This window comes from Azoarcus sp. PA01, from assembly GCA_001274695.2.
Lineage (GTDB): Bacteria > Pseudomonadota > Gammaproteobacteria > Burkholderiales > Rhodocyclaceae > Aromatoleum.
The window spans coordinates 368,185-383,598 of the sequence record LARU01000004.1; the positions used below are offsets into that span (position 1 = coordinate 368,185).

The window sequence follows — 15,414 nt, forward strand, 5'->3', positions numbered from 1 at the left end:
GGTGCGACACGACGACCGTTTCCACGTCGGCGCGCTTCTCGCGGACCTTGCCGAGCTGCGCGCCGGCGGCACCATGGCCCTGCTGGGTGACGCTGAAGTGGCCAGCAGTGGACCACAGTGGTCGAGATCGAAGGTGGTGCCGGGATCAGCGTCGGCGGGGTGCATCGATGCCGACTTTGGGTTTCGCAGGAGACGTGGTTTCCAGTCAAGGTACAGAGCTACGCAGCCCCACGGCGCGCTGATCGAAACCGTCGACATGAGCGATGCGGAACTCGATGTCACGTTTCCGGAGCATTTCTTCACGCCGTGAAAGGCGCGGTGTCGCACATCACGCTGGGCGCGATCGTTTCAGTAAAGCCATGCACGACTTTCCAGCCTTTTTCAAGTTAAATGCAATTAACCGTCTATTCTTAAATTAAGCCTTATGCGCTTGCTTTGTCCAGCAAATGCTGCATACATCTATCATCGTTGGACGGTTAATCGCATTTTCAGGTAACCTTGTTTCACCTCACTCTGCGAATCGCTTGCACGGCCTAGAATAGGACGTCAAACGTTGAGCCCTGCTGAAAACAGCTTGAGTAACACGCGGAGTCTGTATCGGTGATGAAGCACTTCACTCATGAAGCTGCGGGTATTCCCTTGCGCTGGTGAGCTGAAAGGACTGCTCCCCTATTCTTGACCGACCCCACGCACTTCATGCCTGCCACCGCTTCGGTGAGGGGCAACTTCGGCCTGAGTTGATCTGATTGCCCCATGACTGCCCCGAGTACCTCCCTCTTCGATTCCGACAAGGCCTGGTTGACCGCCCCTCAGGAAGCGCTTGTCGCTTGGCTGATGGCGCCGGACTTCGTGATAACAAAGGCAGGCGTGGCACAGCCGCTGCGCGCGTCCTCGGTCGTCGTCTATCGAGCGATGGGGAACAAATTCGTCCGCGAGGTCCTGCTCGGCGACAACGGAAGCCTGCTGAAAACCTGGCGGGACATCGAGGCTGGAGACATTCATGCTTTCCTCGCCAAGAACGAACTGAAGCGCGGCATCCGCAACAGGTATCTGCGGCTCCTCGAGCGCCTCTTCGACCACTTGATGGCGAAGGGCATCGTTCCCGGCAACCCGGCCAGGGGGTTGGCGATCAAGGAGCCTTCGAAGTCGAACCAGGGTCATGACAAGACGCAGTGGCTCACCGAGGCCCAGCAGGAGGCCGTGATGGCCGCCCTGCCGCAGCCTGTAGGATGGAAAGACGCCCGGAACCGGGCCCTCATCGCCACGGTCCTGGGCGGCGGCCTGAAGGTGAGCGAGGTCATCAAACTGACCAACGGTTGCGTGGGCCCCCGTCAGGAAGACGGCAGTCTCTACATCGACGTCTACCCCGGCGGGGCGGGACGTCGGCACCGAACGCGGGTTGCGGTCTTCGCCGCGGCCATCCTGACGGAATGGATGACGACCAGGAAGCAGCTGACCATCCCGGGCGAGCTGCTGTTCCCGGCCAAGCTGGCGGGCAGAGTGCTGCACCCGGCCACAGTGTACCGGCAAGTCGCCGCAGTGCTGACTGAAGCCAGGATCGACCCGACCCTGATCAGACACCGGGGAGCGAGGACCTTGCGCAACACCTTTGCCATCCATGAGCTCGAGGAGGGCAAGCCGCCGGAGCTGGTCGGAGAGTACCTCGGTCATCGCGCAGATCGGTCGACCAGGTACTACACCGCGCTGCTACGCAAGCCTTCTCCCTTCGGCGGAAAATAGACGCCGGAAAACACCGCTGAGCGCGCAGCCTCCAACACAGTGCGAATTTCCGGCTGGAGAATGCGTCGTTCGGTGCTGATGAGCCAAAACGCTTCCCGCACCTCATCGACCCGCCCCACTTCCAGGACTCCGTAACGAGCAACGATCTCATCAGCCATGATGACCGGTGCCGGGAAAAAGCCGTCACCCGCTTGCGCAAATGCCTTCATCAGGGCGCTGTCGTCAAACTCGCCAACGATGCGCGGAATCAGACGTGCATCGCCAAGCCAGCGATCGATTTCACCGCGCACCGCCGAATTCGGACCGGGCAACAGCGTCGGGGCCCCGTTTAGGCAAGCCGGGAATGCTCCACACCGCTGTGCGAGACTCGGCGCGGCAAAAAAAGCGATGGCGCTTTCACCCAACTTGTGACTGTGCCCCCGCACTGCCAAGCCGCTGGGCATGGGCCGATCCGCAAGCACCATGTCCAGCCGATGTAACGCGAGTTCGCCCAAGAGCCAGTCGATCGTACCCTCGCGACAAACCAGTCGCACGGCCCTGGGCAGTTGTTTGAGCGATGCCAGCAACTTGTAGGTCAGCGACTTGGGCAATGCCTCCGAGACGCCAACCCGAAACACCGGCAACGCTGGTTCAGCCGTGGTATTCGCACGTAGTGAAGAAGCCAAATCCTGGCTAAGAGCGAAGATTTCGTCCGCGTAGGACAACGTAGTTCGCCCGGCTTCGGTGAGTTCCAGTTTGCGGCCGGCCGGCTTGAACAAGGCCACCCCCAGGTCCTCTTCGAGGATTTTGATCTGGGCGCTGATGGTTTGTGGCGTCAGGTGTAACTGCTTGGCAGTCGTCACGATGCTCCCCGAGCGCGCGGTTGCCCAGAAATAACGCAGGTGCTTGAGATTCATGCGCAATGAGCATCAGTTTTTTTCGAAAGATTCTCGAATATTAATCGATTTTTCTTTGTTTTCGCAAACCCGCATACTCCGCTGCCCTTCCCCTTCCTGCCACTTCGACAGGTATGCCAACGATAAAATGTGATCGCTGCATCTCATCGTCCGAGCGCGCGTTGGCCCCGTCGCTACATGGATGCCGCCCTATGATCACGCAGACCCGAAGCGCCTTTCTGCAAGTTCGCGCGCTCACCGACCTGGATCGTGCCACTCAGCAGCTAACGGCCTACCTGGAGATTCTCCGCCGGCATACCGTCGGCGCTGAGCAAGCCTTGCTGGGCATCTGGATCGACGACGCAGATGTCAGTCATCCTCCCGCCGCATTGACGATCACCGACGCGCAGGGTGCGGAGCGGACCTTGCCAATTTCTGAAACCACGGGGATCAGTGGCATATGGATCTTGTGCTGGCTCGACGTTGCCGCGGGTTCTGTCTCTCGTGCCGAGCTTGTGGCGGCGTTGTGCGACTGCTATGGCCCCCGCCCCAACTCCCAAAGCACCCGCCGTTTCATTCCTGTCTATGCGAACGGCGTACCAGAATCCAGCATTGATACGGAGATTGCCCCGTTGCGAGCACTGTATCCAGGGCTGCTTTTTCCGCCGATTCAGTTAAACCGGAATGGGGGGTTTTCGTGCCGACAGAGTGACTCGCCTGAAGGAGCCTCCTCTTGACCGCGCTTGATCCCGTTCTGCTGTTCTTCGTTCTCGGGCTCACGGCCGGCCTGCTGCGCTCGGAAATGCGTTTGCCGGCCGCCGTCTATGAGCTGATCAGCATGTTGCTGCTGCTGACCATCGGCTTGAAGGGGGGCATCGAGCTCGCCAAGCAACCGCTTGGGGCGCTTGCACTGCAAACGCTCGCGGTCATGGCAATGGGTGCCCTTCTGCCGCTGATTGCTTTTCCTGTTCTGCGGTTTGCCGGTCACTTCAAGCGCGCGGATGCGGCCTCGATCGCGGCCCACTATGGATCGGTGAGTGTCGCGACGTACGCAGTCGCCACCTCTTATTTCGCCAGCCGTCAAATCGATTTCGAAGCTCACATGCCGTTCCTGTTGGCGGTACTCGAAATTCCGGCCATCGTGGTTGGCATCTTGCTCGCACGCGGGCTTAACGGTGAAATGCGCATTGGCAAAGTCGCACACGAGATTTTTCTCGGCAAAGGCATTGTGTTGCTGGTAGGAGGCTTGCTGATCGGCTGGGCGGCCGGCGCCGAGGGCCTCGTTTCAGTCAAGCCTTTATTCTTCGATTTGTTCAAAGGCATCCTCGCCCTGTTCCTGCTCGAGATGGGACTGATCACGGCCGCCCAATTCGGCAGCTTGCGTCAGCATGGCTTGTTCCTGGTCTTGTTCGGTGTGGGCATGCCGCTGTTTTCATCGATCATCGGGATGGTGTTAGGCTGCGCGCTCGGTCTCTCGCCGGGCGGCACCGCGATGCTGGCGATTCTGGCGGCAAGTGCGTCCTATATCGCGGTGCCTGCGGCGATGAGAATTTCGGTGCCGGAAGCCAATCCGACGCTGTCGCTGGCGGCATCTCTTGGCGTCACGTTCCCCTTTAATGTGCTGGTAGGCATCCCCATCTATCATGCACTGACCGACCATTGGTTCGCATTCATCGGGAAATAGTCCATGAACGGCCTGACACGCAAGCTACTGACCATCGTCACCGAAAGTGTCCTGGAGCGCGTTCTGCCCGAAGACCTGGAGCGCCTGGGCGCGCGGGGCTTCACCATCACAGAGGCTCGCGGCAAGGGCAGCCGCGGAATGCGCGGCGGCACCTGGGACGAGAACAGCAATATCCGTATCGAAATTCTGTGCGACACGGCCACGGCTGAGGCGCTCACGGCACATCTGCAAAAGCACTACTACGACGATTACGCGATGGTGATGTTCGTGAGCGACGTGACCGTGCTCAGGTCTGAAAAATTCTGAGGAGCCGCTCCTCCATTTAGCGGCCCGAACCATTGCTGTGGGGATATGGGCGCGGTGTTTAAGGGACTGCCGCAACCCACTCTCGAGGCCGCAACGCAGCTTCGTCAACTGCCTGTTCGAGGGGCATCCCCTCCTCCACTCCATCCATGATCATCCGCTGCAGGATGGCGCCGAGCATCTCGACGTTGGCAGCCGTCAGCGGTTCGACCTCGGAGCGGCGGCGCCACCAGTCAGCGATTGCGGGGTAGCCTCGACGGAGGCAGCAGGTGCGAGCGAGAGCAGCGCCCGTGATCCGCGCCCTGCCGTGCTCCATTTGTCGGGATTCCTTACATCCCCAAATTCGACATCCTCGCAAGTTCTTGATCTTGCTTGACGCGGCCCTTTGGCTCTCTTCTTGCAGCATGCAATTTTCCCTGAGCAGTCTTCGCCGGCAGCAGCCAAGGAGGGGCCATGATCACCCGACGGTTATTCCTGAAAGCGACGCTATGGATGGGCGCCGTGCTGCTGCCGTGGAAATGGGGAAGCCGGCATGCATCCGCCGCCCCGATCCCCGGCGGCACCCTCGATCCGACGACGATCTCCAAGTACCGGATGCAGCTGCTCATCCCGCCGGCGATGCCGCAGACCCCGCCGCCGACCCCTACGGTCGACGTCGACTACTACGAAATCGCTGTCCGCCAGTTCGAGCAGCAGATCCTGCCGGCCGGCATGCCGATGACGACGGTGTGGAGCTACGGCTCCGTCAACCATCCCGACACGTTCCACTACCCCGCCTTCACGATCGAGGCCCGGTACGGCGCGCCGGTTCGGGTGAAGTGGATCAACGGCCTGGTGGACGAGCACGGCCGGTACCTGCAGCACCTGCTGCCGGTCGATGCGAGCCTGCATTGGGCCAATCCTGCCGGCGGCCCGACGGGGCGCGATGCGCATCCGGTGGTCGATGCGACGCCCGGACCCTACACCGGGCCGGTTCCCATCGTCACTCATCTCCACGGCGGCCACACCCATGACGACAGCGACGGATTCACGGAAGCGTGGTATCTGCCACAGGCGAGGAACATTCCCGGCGGCTTCGCCCGCGTCGGCTCCGAGTACCAGCGGTTCCGCGCGGAGGCCCAGGCGCGCATGGGACAGGCATGGACGCCCGGCTCGGCGGTATTCGAGTACGAAAACGACCAGGATGCGGCGACGCTGTGGTACCACGACCACACGCTCGGCATGACCCGCCTCAACGTCTATGCGGGACCGGCGGGCTTCTATCTGATCCGCGGCGGCGGCCGCGATCTGCCCGACGGCGTGCTGCCGGGCCCGGCTGCAGGCGTGGGCGCCGATCCCTTCGGACGGCATTACGAGATTCCCCTCGCCATCCAGGACCGCTCGTTCAACGCCGACGGCTCGCTGTTCTACCCGGACAGCCGCACCTTCTTCGACGGCTACGAAGGGCCGTACTTCCCTCACACCGAGGTGGCGCCGATCTGGAACCCGGAGTTTTTCGGCAACACGATCGTCGTCAATGGTCGCACCTGGCCGTACCTGGAGGTCGAGCCGCGTCGGTATCGTTTCCGGCTCCTGAACGGCTGCAACTCGCGCTTCCTCATCCTCGAGTTCGACGACCCCGACCTCGCCTTCTGGCAGATCGGTGCGGATGGAGGCTTCCTGCCCGCCGCGACGCAACTGCGCCGGTTGCTGCTCGCGCCTGCCGAACGTGCCGACGTGATCGTCGACTTCACCGGCAGGACGGTCGGCGAGCAGATCGTCCTGCGCAACCACGGGCCGGACGAGCCGTTCGGCGGCGGCGAGCCCGACGAGGACTTCGACGCCGCCGATCCGGGCACGACCGGCCAGGTGATGCAGTTCCGGATCGTTCCCCTTACGGCCGCGGATCCGAGCACGCCGGCCCCTGAGCTCGTGCTGCCGGCGCTGACACCGCTCGGCGCGGCGACCTTGACGCGCAAGGTGGCGCTGAACGAGAAGACGGCGGGATTGCCGGATTTCGACGGACCCGTCGAGGCGAAGCTCGGGATCATCGACGAGAACGGCGTGAACATCCCCCTCGACTGGCAGAACGCGGTGACCGAGAACCCGGCGCTCGGGTCGATCGAGACTTGGGAGATCCACAACTTCACCGAGGACGCGCACCCGATCCACATCCACGAAGTGCAGTTCGAGGTGGTCGATCGGCAGCCGTTCGACGGCGCTCCGTACGGGCCGGAATCCGGAGAGACCGGCGTCAAGGACACGGTCATCGCCTATCCGGGCGAGATCACGCGGGTGAAGGCGTTGTTCGATCGTCCGGGGCTATACGTCTGGCACTGCCACATCCTCGAGCACGAGGACAACGAGATGATGCGGCGGTACGTCATCGGGCCGATGACCGCGGCCGATGCCGGTCACCGCTAATCGACAAGTTCGTCGCTGACCGGGAGTTGCCAGCGTCTCGCTCGAGCGCGCTGGCGCGCAGTAAACCGCGTTCAAGTCTTGAATCAATTGCGCCCCATCCATGCGCGCAGGCGGTCGCTCAGCGCGTCGACGCTGAGCACCAGCGCGAACATCGCGATCAGCACCGTGGCTGCCTGTGCCTGCTGGAAAATCGACAGGTGGAAGTACAGCATCTGCCCGAGGCCGCCGGCGCCGACGAAGCCCAGCACTGCGGCCATGCGGATGTTCATCTCCAGTCGGTAGAGCCCGTAGGCCACCGATTGCGCCCACACCAGCGGCAAGGTTCCATAGAGGAAAGCCGCCACCCCGCCGCTGCCAATGTCCAGAAGGCTTTGCTCGGGCTGCGGCGGGGCGTTCTCGATCGCCTCGGCGAACAGCCGGCCGAGCACGCCGGTGGTGTGCAGCGCCAGCGCCAGCACCCCGGCGAAAGGGCCGAGCCCGGCGGCCAGCACCATCAGCGTCGCCCACACCAGCTCCGGCACGCTGCGCAACAGATTGAGCAGGAAACGCGACAGGCGTTCGGCCGCGGCGCCGTGGCGCCCGGCGGCCGGCAGCGCGAGCAGCAACCCGGCGGCCGCGGCGAGCAGCGTGCCGACCATTGCCACCGCGAACGTCTGCACGGCGCCGTAAGCGGTCTGGCGCAGGAAGTCGGGTTCGAGATCGGGCGGGAAGAACGACGTTGCGAAGCGCGCCATGTCAGCCACGGCGCCGACCGAGAAGAGCGTTCCGAAGTCGATTCCGAGATAGACAAAGCTCCCCGCCACCGCGGCGGCGACCAGTGCACAGGTCAGCACGCAACTCAGGCAGAAATCGGCAGCACCTCGCGGTGCGCAGGGCTCGCGGGTCTCGTTCATGCGAGCGCCCTGCGCAGGGTCGCGCTCAGTGCGTCGGCGAACAGCACCAGCACGAGGAAGACGAAGAGGATCGTCGCCGCTTCGCCGCCGTTGAGCATCTTCATCGACTGGTCCATCAGTTGCCCGAGCCCGCCGGCGCCGACAAAACCCATGATCACCGAGGCGCGCACTGCGCATTCCCAGCGATAGACCGTGTACGAAGTCAGCTCCTGCGCGGCGTTGGGCAGCAGCCCGTACGCGAGGGCGGCGAAGCGCCCGCCGCCGGCTTCGAGGATCGCGCGCGCCGGACGCGTATCGGTCGATTCGAGGATCTCGGTGTAGACCTTGCCGAGCATCCCGCCGTAGGTGATCGCGAGCGCCAGCACGCCGGCCGCCGGGCCGAGGCCGAGCACGCGCACGAACATCAGCGCCCAGACGATCTCCGGAATGGCGCGCAGGAAAGTCAGTAGCGCCCGTCCTGCAGCGCGCACCATTTTGCCGCCCAGGCGCCCCGGGCCCGGTCCGATCTTCGACACCGCCAGCGCGCGAGTGCTCAGGACCGAGAGGGGCACCGCCAGCAGCAGCGCGAGCGCGATGCCGGCGGTGGCGATCGCCATCGTTTCCAGCGTCGCCTCGAGGAGGTAGCCGAGAAACTCGGTCGAGGTGGCCGGCGGAAGGAAGCCGCCGAGAAAGCTCCCCATGACTCGCAGATTACCGGCGTCGAACAGCGCCCACGGGCGGAACTCGGCCAGCACCAGCAGCGGCCACAGCAGCACCAGCGCCACGAGCGTCCAGCCCAGCCGCGCACGCGCGTCCGGGTCGCGATCGGGCGGCGGGAGCGCTTGGGCCGACGCGCTCATGTTCAGCGTCCGCGGGAGGTGTCGAGGCGAACGACCTTCGCGTCCGCCTCGGGGTCGATCATCGCGTCCGCCGCGGCATCCGCGGCTTGCACCGGCAGCATGGCGCCCTCGGCGGCATAGAGTTCGTGCAGCATCGAATCGCTGAGGCGGGCGGTTGGCAGGTCGAACACCACTTCGCCGCCGCGCAGGCCGATGATGCGCGGAAACCATTTGAGCGCCAGGTCGACCGCGTGCAGCGACGCGAACAGGCTGGCGCCGCTGCGCGCCGATTCGGCGACCAGCTCGCCGAGCGCCGCATCGGCGAGCGCGGGGTCGAGCGCGGAAACGGGCTCGTCGGCGAGGATCAGGTCGGGCTGCTGATAGAGCACGCGGGCGATGCCGACGCGCTGCAATTGCCCGCCCGAGAGCCGGTCGCAGCGCTCGAACAGGCGGTCGGCGAGGTCGAAGCGCGCGAGCGCCGCGTGCGCTCCGGCGATGTCGACCGGATAGAGCAGCGACAGCAGGCCTTTCCACGCCGGCCAGCGCCCGAGCCGTCCGGCGTGGATCGCGGTGACCACGCGCAGGCGCGGCGGGATCGGCGGGCTCTGGTGGATCGTGCCGATGCGCGCGCGCAGGTGCCGCAGCGCACTCGCCGACAGCCGCCAGGGGTTGGCGCCGAGAACGTCGAGCCGCCCTTGGGTCGGGCGCAGCGCGGTACCGAGGAGCCGGATCAGGCTGGTCTTGCCGGCGCCCGACGGGCCGATCACCGCGACCCGCTCGCCTCGGCCTACGCGCAACGACACCCGCTGCAGCGCGCGAAAGCCGTTGCCGTGGGTCAGCCCGGCTCTTTCCAGTTCGAATCCCATTCGCGCTCCGCGGGGACTACTTGATCAGCCCGGCACTGCGCGCCGCACGCTCGATGCCATCGTAATTGGCGCTGGTCGTGGGTACGTATTTCGAGGCGCGCTGCAGCGCCATCAGTTCCTTGTGCGCCGGATCGGCCGGGTCGAGCTTCAGGAAGGCGTTGGCGATCTTCTCGCGCAGCGCCGCATCGAGGCCGGGGCGTACCGTCCAGTTGTAATCGTAGTAAGGCGGCGTCGTGGCGATCACCCTGACCCGGCCGGCGTTGGCGTCGCCTTTCTCGAGCAGCTTGTCCATCACCGAGGCGTTGAGCACGCCCGCCTCGGCGCGGCCGGAGGCGACGAACGCGACGGTCGCGTCGTGTGCCCCCGAGAACGCAATGCGGGTGAAGTCCTTGTCGGGGTCGATGCCGTCCTCGAGCAGGAAGAAGCGCGGCATCAGGTGTCCCGAGGTCGACGAGGGCGAACCGAAGGCGAAAGTCCTGCCCTTCAGCTCGGAAAGCGATTTGACCGGACTGTCGGCCGGCACGATGAACTTGCTGGTGAATACTGCGTCTTCGGCGCGCTGGACGATCGGCAACGCCTCGCCATTGGTGCGCAGTTTGGCCTGCACGAACGTGAATCCGCCGAGCCAGGCGAGATCGATCTTCTTCGCCGCGAGGCCTTCGACGACGGCCGCGTAGTCGCTGACCGGAGTGAACACCACTTCGAGGCCGGTCTCCTTTTCGAGATACTCCCCGAGCGGCTTAAACTTGCGCTGCAGCTCGGTCGGCGCCTCGTCGGGGATCGCCGACACGCGCAAGACCTGCGCGGGGGCCGCGGCCGCACCGAGCAGCAACGAGAGCGCCAGCGCGAAGCGGGAAATTAGTTTGGACATCGGAATCATAGGGTTCTCCACTCTCCAGTGACGCTTCGCGGCGGCACGATGCGGCACCAGGCCGCCGGGAGGATCGTTATATCAGAAGCCGGGCCGCTTCGAGGGCAGCGTCGGAGCCGGCGAGAGGCGCGGTCGTGCCCGATCGTCGGCATCGGCGTTCCCATTCAGCTCGCTCCCGCGGGTCGCGACAGCAGATCGCCGACGAGCCGGCGCAGCGCGGCGCGTTCGCGTTCCGGCGCGAACAGCGGGGCGCGCTGCCGGCACTGTGCAGCCAACCGTGCGATCAGTCCGTCGCCCTCTCCGATGACCGATTCCCGGCAGCGTGACAGCAGCGTTGCCAGCGCCTCGGCGTCGCCCCACGGAAAGTAGCCTTCATAGTCGGCACCCAGCATCCCGACGTTGCCGTCGATGCGCGAAGCGAGCACGGGCGTGCCGCTCGCGACCGCTTCCATCACGACGTGCGCGCCGCCTTCCATGCGGCTCGCGTGGATCAGCAGATGCGCGCGCTGGATGTGGCGGCGCACCGCCTCGTGCGGTAGCCCGCCGAGCCAGCGGTAGTTCGGTACCGCAGCCATCGTCGCTCGCGCGGTCTCGCCGAGCGCCGGATCGAGCGGATCGCCGATGTGGTCGATGAAGATGTCGCGCCGGCCGGCGAGCAGCCGTGCGGCGGCGAACAGCGTCTGCGGCGATTTTTCCTCGCGCAGGTGGCCGACCATCACTGCCCGCAGATGAAGCGACGACTTCGCGAGCGCCTTTCGCGCCGTCGTGGACTGGAAAATCACATGCGCCTTGGCGCGCACCGCTTCGGGCAGCGCGTGCGGCGCGCATTCCTGCAGCACGACGAGCGCCTGCGCAAGCTCCAGCGAACGCCGCGCCGTGGCGTCCGTCATGATGTCGCGATACAGGTCGGTGCCGGTAAGCACCACCGCGAGGCCTTTGCCTGGGCGCGCGCTGGCCCACGCCGCGATCGATTGCGCCGACCGACGTGCATGCAGCGCGATCATCGCGGCGTCGCCGGCGGCCAGCGCATCGGGCCAGGCCTTGACGACGCGCACCTGGCAGTCGCCGGCGAGGTGCCGCTGCCAGCGCCGAGCCGTCTGCCAATTGCCGTTGTTGGCATCGCGCAGCGCCGGACTGACGATCACCAGTTGCGGCATACTCGTGGCACCGGTCATTACACGTCGCCCCTCCCATGAACATCGACGCCGCCCGCTCCGAAGCCGCCCGTCGTGGCGGCCGCCAGCTCCTCGCTGCCGCGCTCGCCGACAGCCGCGCGCGCACGCTGGCGCTGCTCGATGCCTACGCCGCCGCGCTCGGCAAGTCGCTGGCAATTCCCTGTTCCCCGCAGCTCAACCCGCCGCGCTGGGAAGCCGGGCATATCGGCTGGTTCCAGGACTACTGGATCGCGCGCAACCGGCAGCGCGCGAGAGGTGTCGCCTGCGACCCCGACCATCAGCGCCCCGCCGGGCGCTTCGCGCAGGCCGACGCGCTGTACGACTCGAGCAAAGTACCGCATGCGACCCGCTGGCAGCTCGACCTGCCCGATCTCGCCGCGACCCGCGCCTATCTGGCCGAGGGGCTGGCGGAGACGCTGGCGCTGCTCGCCGCGACGCCGGAGACCGACGCGGACCTGTATTTTTTTCGCTTGGTATTGTTTCACGAGGACATGCACGGCGAGGCCGGGATCTACATGGCGCAAGCGCTCGACATCCCGCTGCCCGAGCCGCTGCTCGGGCCGGAGAGTACCGTGTCGGAGGCTCGCGCCCTGCGGGTTCCGGCGCAGAGCTGGACGCTCGGCCGGCACGATGACGGCTTCGCCTTCGATAACGAACTCGCGGCGCACGAGGTCGCGGTGCGGGCTTTCGAGATCGATTCCGAGGTCGTGAGCTGGCGCCGCTACCTGCCTTTCGTCGAGCAGACCGGCGCCGCGCCGCCGCGCTATCTGCGCCGGGACGACGGCGGCTGGCAGCGCTGCGTTTTCGGTCGCTGGGAGGCGCTGCCGCTGGATGCTCCGGCCGTGCATCTGCGCTGGGACGAAGCCGACGCGTGGTGCCGCTGGGCAGGGCGGCGCCTCCCCGGCGAAGCCGAATGGGAAATCGCCGCGCTGACGCAGCCGGCGTTTTGCTGGGGCGAGGTCTGGGAATGGACCGCCAGCCGCTTCGTCCCCTACCCCGGTTTCGTCGCCCACCCGTACCGCGACTACTCGGCGCCGTGGTTCGGCGACCGCTACGTGCTGCGCGGGGCGAGTCGGGCGACAAGCCCGCGCATCGCGCATCCGCGCTACCGCAACTACTTCACTCCCGAGCGCAATGATCTGCACAACGGCTTTCGCAGTTGCGCACGCTAGGGCCGGAGATTGCGCCACGAGTTCGGGCCCGGGCGACGAACACCACGCGCTGGATGCCAATTCGCGTTCCGCAATGAAATTGAGGGGGGTTTGAGAGACGTGCTCGATGTGGAGCATACCTGCCCTCGACTCCCTCGAGCTTGCCCGTTCCGCTGACTGCCTCCCCAATGTCGTTATCGTGCGGGACCGGTCTGCCCTCCACGTCGCGGTGAACGCGACGCTCAGTACCGACCGCTCGGGTCACAGAATGCGATGATTGCGACACCGCCGCACGCTCGGTGCACGTGACAGCGAAGATTCCGGCGAGGCATGCGAACCTGCGCTCGATCCAGCGGCGACGAGACTGCTGCGAGGCTTACCGCTTGTAGTAGCCGACGCCGACCATCGTTTCACCTACGCGCCGGATATAGCTGCGTTTCGACTCGATCTTTCCCGAAACGGGATTGAGCCACTTGTAGTCGAGCTTGCCGCTCGTGCTCTCGCCCAGTTGGGCGATCATCTCGCTGACGATGTGCCGCCCGGCCGGATCGACGAGTCGGTGTGAGTCGGTGCCGACGAGACCCGGTTGAGCGGCGTAGGCGACGAAACGCCGGCTGCGCAGGTCGACCGCGAACACGTACAAGTCGTCGCGCACGAAGCGCCCGTCGATCCGCTGGAACGCGGCGAACGCGCTTGCCTCATCGGCTTTCACCGCTTTCGCCGCCGCATCGACCATCGCCTTTGCGTCGGCCGGTGTCGCACGCGGAGAAAAGTAGCCGACGGCGACAATCAGCTCGCCCACTTTGCGGAACAGCGTCACCTTCGGCTCGCCGCGGCTGTCGGCGGGGTTGAACCATTTGTATTCGACCCGTCCGCCGCCCTGCTCTTTCGCGAGCCGAACGATCTCGTGGAAGAACGGCTTGCCCTCGGCGTCGGTGTAGTCGAGCACGTTGGTTCCGACGAGCGCGGCGGAAAAACCGCCGCTCGCTAGGAAATGCCCGTCGGTGCGCAGTGCATACGCATAGAGGTCGCGATCGACGAACTGCTCCTCGCGAGCGAAGGCCTGGACGCCGGCTTCGCCGTGCGCCTGGACGTGGCGCACGGCGCGCTCAAGGAGCACGGTCGCGCGTTTTTCGGCAGCGGCCACGATGCGCGGCGCATCCGTACGCGCCTGGCCCACGTCCTGCGGCAATGCAGTCCCGGCCCACAGCGCGAAACCACCGAGCACGACGGCGCGGACGATACGGATTCTGGCAAACATGACTCGATCTCTCCTTTGCGGCGAATGCCGCTCAGTAGCCCATCATTCGCGGCAGCCACAGTGACAGATCCGGCATGAACGCGATGAGGAACAACGCGATCGTCGAAGCAATCACGAACGGGTGGATGCGCGCGACGATCTCCTCGACGGTCGAGCCGCCTATACCGGACGCGACGAACAGGTTCTCGCCGAGCGGCGGCGTCTGGAAACCGATGGACAGCGCGCAGATCATGACGATGCCAACGTGGGTCGGGTCCGCCCCCATCATGTACATCACCGGGAGCAGCACCGGCACCAGGATCATGATCGCCGCGAGCGTTTCCATGAACATGCCGACGAACAGCAGGAACATGATGATCAGCGCCCAGATCAGGTACAGATTGTCGGTGAGGTTCAGCAGCGACTCGGCGATCGTCGCCGGGATGCGCTGTTCGACGAGCAGCCGCCCGAACACCGTCGCCGCGAACAGGATCAGCAGCACGCGGCCGGTGATCCAGGTCGTTGTTTTCAACGAGTTGAACAGCGCCTCGAACTTGAGCTCGCGATGCAGCACGAGGCCGACAAACAGCGTGTAGAAGATCGCGACGATTGCCGATTCGGTCGGCGTGAACAGCCCGGTATAGATGCCGCCGAGGATGATCACCGGCGCGAGGATCGACCACACGCCACGTCGCAGCGCTGTCTTGATTTCGTCCGTCGACCACTTCTCGGTCAGGCCGCGATAGCCGCGCTTGTCCGAGATCATGTAGTTCACCACCAGCAGGCTGCCGGCCATGACCAGGCCGGGGATGACGCCGGCGACGAAGAGCTTCGGGATCGACAGCGACTCGAACGCCCCGAACTTCTCGATCGCCTCGGCCGGAGGGTTCATGCCGAGCGCCGAGATGCCGAAGATCACCATCGGGATCGACGGCGGAATGATGATGCCGAGGCCTCCCGACGCCGCGGTAACTGCTGACGCGTAGCTGCGCTCGTACTTGCGCTGCGTCATCGCCGGGATCATCAGCATGCCGACTGCGGCGGTCGTCGCCGGACCGGAGCCCGAGATCGCGCCGAAGAAGAGACACGCAAGCACCGTCGCCGCGCCGAGGCCGCCGGTGATCGGGCCGGCGAGCGACTCGGCGATATCGACGAGCCGCTTCGAGATGCCGGCCGCCTCCATCAGCGCGCCGGCGAGCACGAACGCCGGCAGCGCCATCAGCGGGAAGCTGCCGACCGACGTGAACGCGATCTGCACGAACGCGATCGGGTTCTTGTCGAGCACGATGAAAGCACCCATCGCGGCGCCGGCGAGCGACACCGTGATCGGCGCGCCGAGCAGCAGCAGCACGAAGAAGCCGCCGAACAGGATTTCGAGGATGTAGGCATCCATTT

At 65.3% G+C, this 15,414-nt stretch carries 15 protein-coding genes; 7 read left to right on the forward strand and 8 right to left on the reverse strand.

The window, feature by feature from the left end; translation table 11 throughout:
• Window position 1: 1 nt before the first annotated feature.
• Entirely contained in the window at window positions 2-310 is a 309-nt protein-coding gene (locus PA01_13865) for a hypothetical protein (protein ID KON79590.1), read from the forward strand.
• 443 nt (window positions 311-753) lie between these two features.
• On the forward strand, window positions 754-1,740 hold the full coding sequence (locus PA01_13870; GenBank protein ID KON79591.1) for a site-specific integrase: 987 nt from the start codon (window positions 754-756) through the stop codon (window positions 1,738-1,740).
• On the opposite strand, the gene nhaR is transcribed toward PA01_13870, so the two are convergent.
• Window positions 1,695-2,636 (reverse strand): transcriptional activator NhaR, encoded by a 942-nt coding sequence (gene nhaR / locus PA01_13875; protein KON79592.1) that lies wholly within the window; start codon window positions 2,634-2,636, stop codon window positions 1,695-1,697. The genes PA01_13870 and nhaR overlap by 46 nt on opposite strands.
• Window positions 2,637-2,827: 191 nt before the next feature.
• Between nhaR and PA01_13880 the strand changes: the two genes are divergently transcribed.
• The 4 genes from PA01_13880 to PA01_13900 all read left to right on the forward strand — a co-directional run bounded on the left by PA01_13880 (window position 2,828) and on the right by PA01_13900 (window position 7,005).
• Entirely contained in the window at window positions 2,828-3,352 is a 525-nt protein-coding gene (locus PA01_13880) for a hypothetical protein (GenBank protein ID KON79593.1), read from the forward strand.
• The gene (locus PA01_13885) at window positions 3,349-4,299 is read left to right on the forward strand and encodes a sodium-dependent bicarbonate transport family permease (protein ID KON79594.1); all 951 of its coding nucleotides are present in this window, start codon (window positions 3,349-3,351) and stop codon (window positions 4,297-4,299) included. Before PA01_13880 ends, PA01_13885 begins: the two co-directional genes overlap by 4 nt.
• A gap of 3 nt (window positions 4,300-4,302) precedes the next feature.
• The gene (locus tag PA01_13890; GenBank protein ID KON79595.1) at window positions 4,303-4,605 is read left to right on the forward strand and encodes a transcriptional regulator; all 303 of its coding nucleotides are present in this window, start codon (window positions 4,303-4,305) and stop codon (window positions 4,603-4,605) included.
• A gap of 450 nt (window positions 4,606-5,055) precedes the next feature.
• Entirely contained in the window at window positions 5,056-7,005 is a 1,950-nt protein-coding gene (locus PA01_13900) for a multicopper oxidase (GenBank protein KON79597.1), read from the forward strand.
• A gap of 83 nt (window positions 7,006-7,088) precedes the next feature.
• Here PA01_13900 and phnE read toward each other — a convergent pair whose 3' ends face one another.
• From phnE to PA01_13925, 5 genes are all read right to left on the reverse strand, one after another.
• On the reverse strand, window positions 7,089-7,898 hold the full coding sequence (gene phnE / locus PA01_13905) for a phosphonate ABC transporter, permease protein PhnE (protein KON79598.1): 810 nt from the start codon (window positions 7,896-7,898) through the stop codon (window positions 7,089-7,091).
• Complete coding sequence (locus tag PA01_13910) at window positions 7,895-8,737, reverse strand: ABC transporter permease (GenBank protein ID KON79599.1); 843 nt, start codon at window positions 8,735-8,737, stop codon at window positions 7,895-7,897. The genes phnE and PA01_13910 overlap by 4 nt, the downstream gene beginning before the upstream one ends.
• 2 nt (window positions 8,738-8,739) lie before the next feature.
• A complete protein-coding gene (locus tag PA01_13915) occupies window positions 8,740-9,582 on the reverse strand; it encodes an ATP-binding cassette domain-containing protein (GenBank protein KON79600.1) in 843 nt (280 codons plus the stop codon).
• Between the two features lie 16 nt (window positions 9,583-9,598).
• A complete protein-coding gene (locus PA01_13920; GenBank protein ID KON80352.2) occupies window positions 9,599-10,462 on the reverse strand; it encodes a putative selenate ABC transporter substrate-binding protein in 864 nt (287 codons plus the stop codon).
• Between the two features lie 155 nt (window positions 10,463-10,617).
• Window positions 10,618-11,628: a TIGR04348 family glycosyltransferase gene (locus PA01_13925; GenBank protein ID KON79601.2), complete on the reverse strand. Its 1,011-nt coding sequence runs from the start codon at window positions 11,626-11,628 to the stop codon at window positions 10,618-10,620.
• 17 nt (window positions 11,629-11,645) lie between these two features.
• Between PA01_13925 and PA01_13930 the strand changes: the two genes are divergently transcribed.
• The gene (locus PA01_13930) at window positions 11,646-12,800 is read left to right on the forward strand and encodes an SUMF1/EgtB/PvdO family nonheme iron enzyme (protein KON79602.1); all 1,155 of its coding nucleotides are present in this window, start codon (window positions 11,646-11,648) and stop codon (window positions 12,798-12,800) included.
• A 355-nt stretch (window positions 12,801-13,155) separates the two neighbouring features.
• On the opposite strand, the gene PA01_13935 is transcribed toward PA01_13930, so the two are convergent.
• Both PA01_13935 and PA01_13940 read right to left on the reverse strand, forming a co-directional pair.
• The gene (locus tag PA01_13935; protein KON79603.1) at window positions 13,156-14,040 is read right to left on the reverse strand and encodes a cache domain-containing protein; all 885 of its coding nucleotides are present in this window, start codon (window positions 14,038-14,040) and stop codon (window positions 13,156-13,158) included.
• A 31-nt stretch (window positions 14,041-14,071) separates the two neighbouring features.
• Window positions 14,072-15,412, reverse strand: coding sequence for a TRAP transporter large permease (locus PA01_13940; GenBank protein KON79604.1), 1,341 nt, complete (start codon window positions 15,410-15,412; stop codon window positions 14,072-14,074).
• Window positions 15,413-15,414 lie beyond the last annotated feature (2 nt).

Bases quoted from the DNA above. Each gene is read 5' to 3' on its own strand.
- nhaR (KON79592.1), bottom strand. From the start codon at position 2,636: ATGAATCTCAAGCACCTGCGTTATTTCTGGGCAACCGCGCGCTCGGGG.
- phnE (KON79598.1), bottom strand. From the start codon at position 7,898: ATGAACGAGACCCGCGAGCCCTGCGCACCGCGAGGTGCTGCCGATTTC.
- PA01_13900 (KON79597.1), top strand. From the start codon at position 5,056: ATGATCACCCGACGGTTATTCCTGAAAGCGACGCTATGGATGGGCGCC.
- PA01_13910 (KON79599.1), bottom strand. From the start codon at position 8,737: ATGAGCGCGTCGGCCCAAGCGCTCCCGCCGCCCGATCGCGACCCGGAC.
- PA01_13890 (KON79595.1), top strand. From the start codon at position 4,303: ATGAACGGCCTGACACGCAAGCTACTGACCATCGTCACCGAAAGTGTC.
- PA01_13920 (KON80352.2), bottom strand. From the start codon at position 10,462: ATGATTCCGATGTCCAAACTAATTTCCCGCTTCGCGCTGGCGCTCTCG.
- PA01_13880 (KON79593.1), top strand. From the start codon at position 2,828: ATGATCACGCAGACCCGAAGCGCCTTTCTGCAAGTTCGCGCGCTCACC.
- PA01_13915 (KON79600.1), bottom strand. From the start codon at position 9,582: ATGGGATTCGAACTGGAAAGAGCCGGGCTGACCCACGGCAACGGCTTT.
- PA01_13940 (KON79604.1), bottom strand. From the start codon at position 15,412: ATGGATGCCTACATCCTCGAAATCCTGTTCGGCGGCTTCTTCGTGCTG.
- PA01_13930 (KON79602.1), top strand. From the start codon at position 11,646: ATGAACATCGACGCCGCCCGCTCCGAAGCCGCCCGTCGTGGCGGCCGC.
- PA01_13935 (KON79603.1), bottom strand. From the start codon at position 14,040: ATGTTTGCCAGAATCCGTATCGTCCGCGCCGTCGTGCTCGGTGGTTTC.
- PA01_13925 (KON79601.2), bottom strand. From the start codon at position 11,628: ATGACCGGTGCCACGAGTATGCCGCAACTGGTGATCGTCAGTCCGGCG.
- PA01_13870 (KON79591.1), top strand. From the start codon at position 754: ATGACTGCCCCGAGTACCTCCCTCTTCGATTCCGACAAGGCCTGGTTG.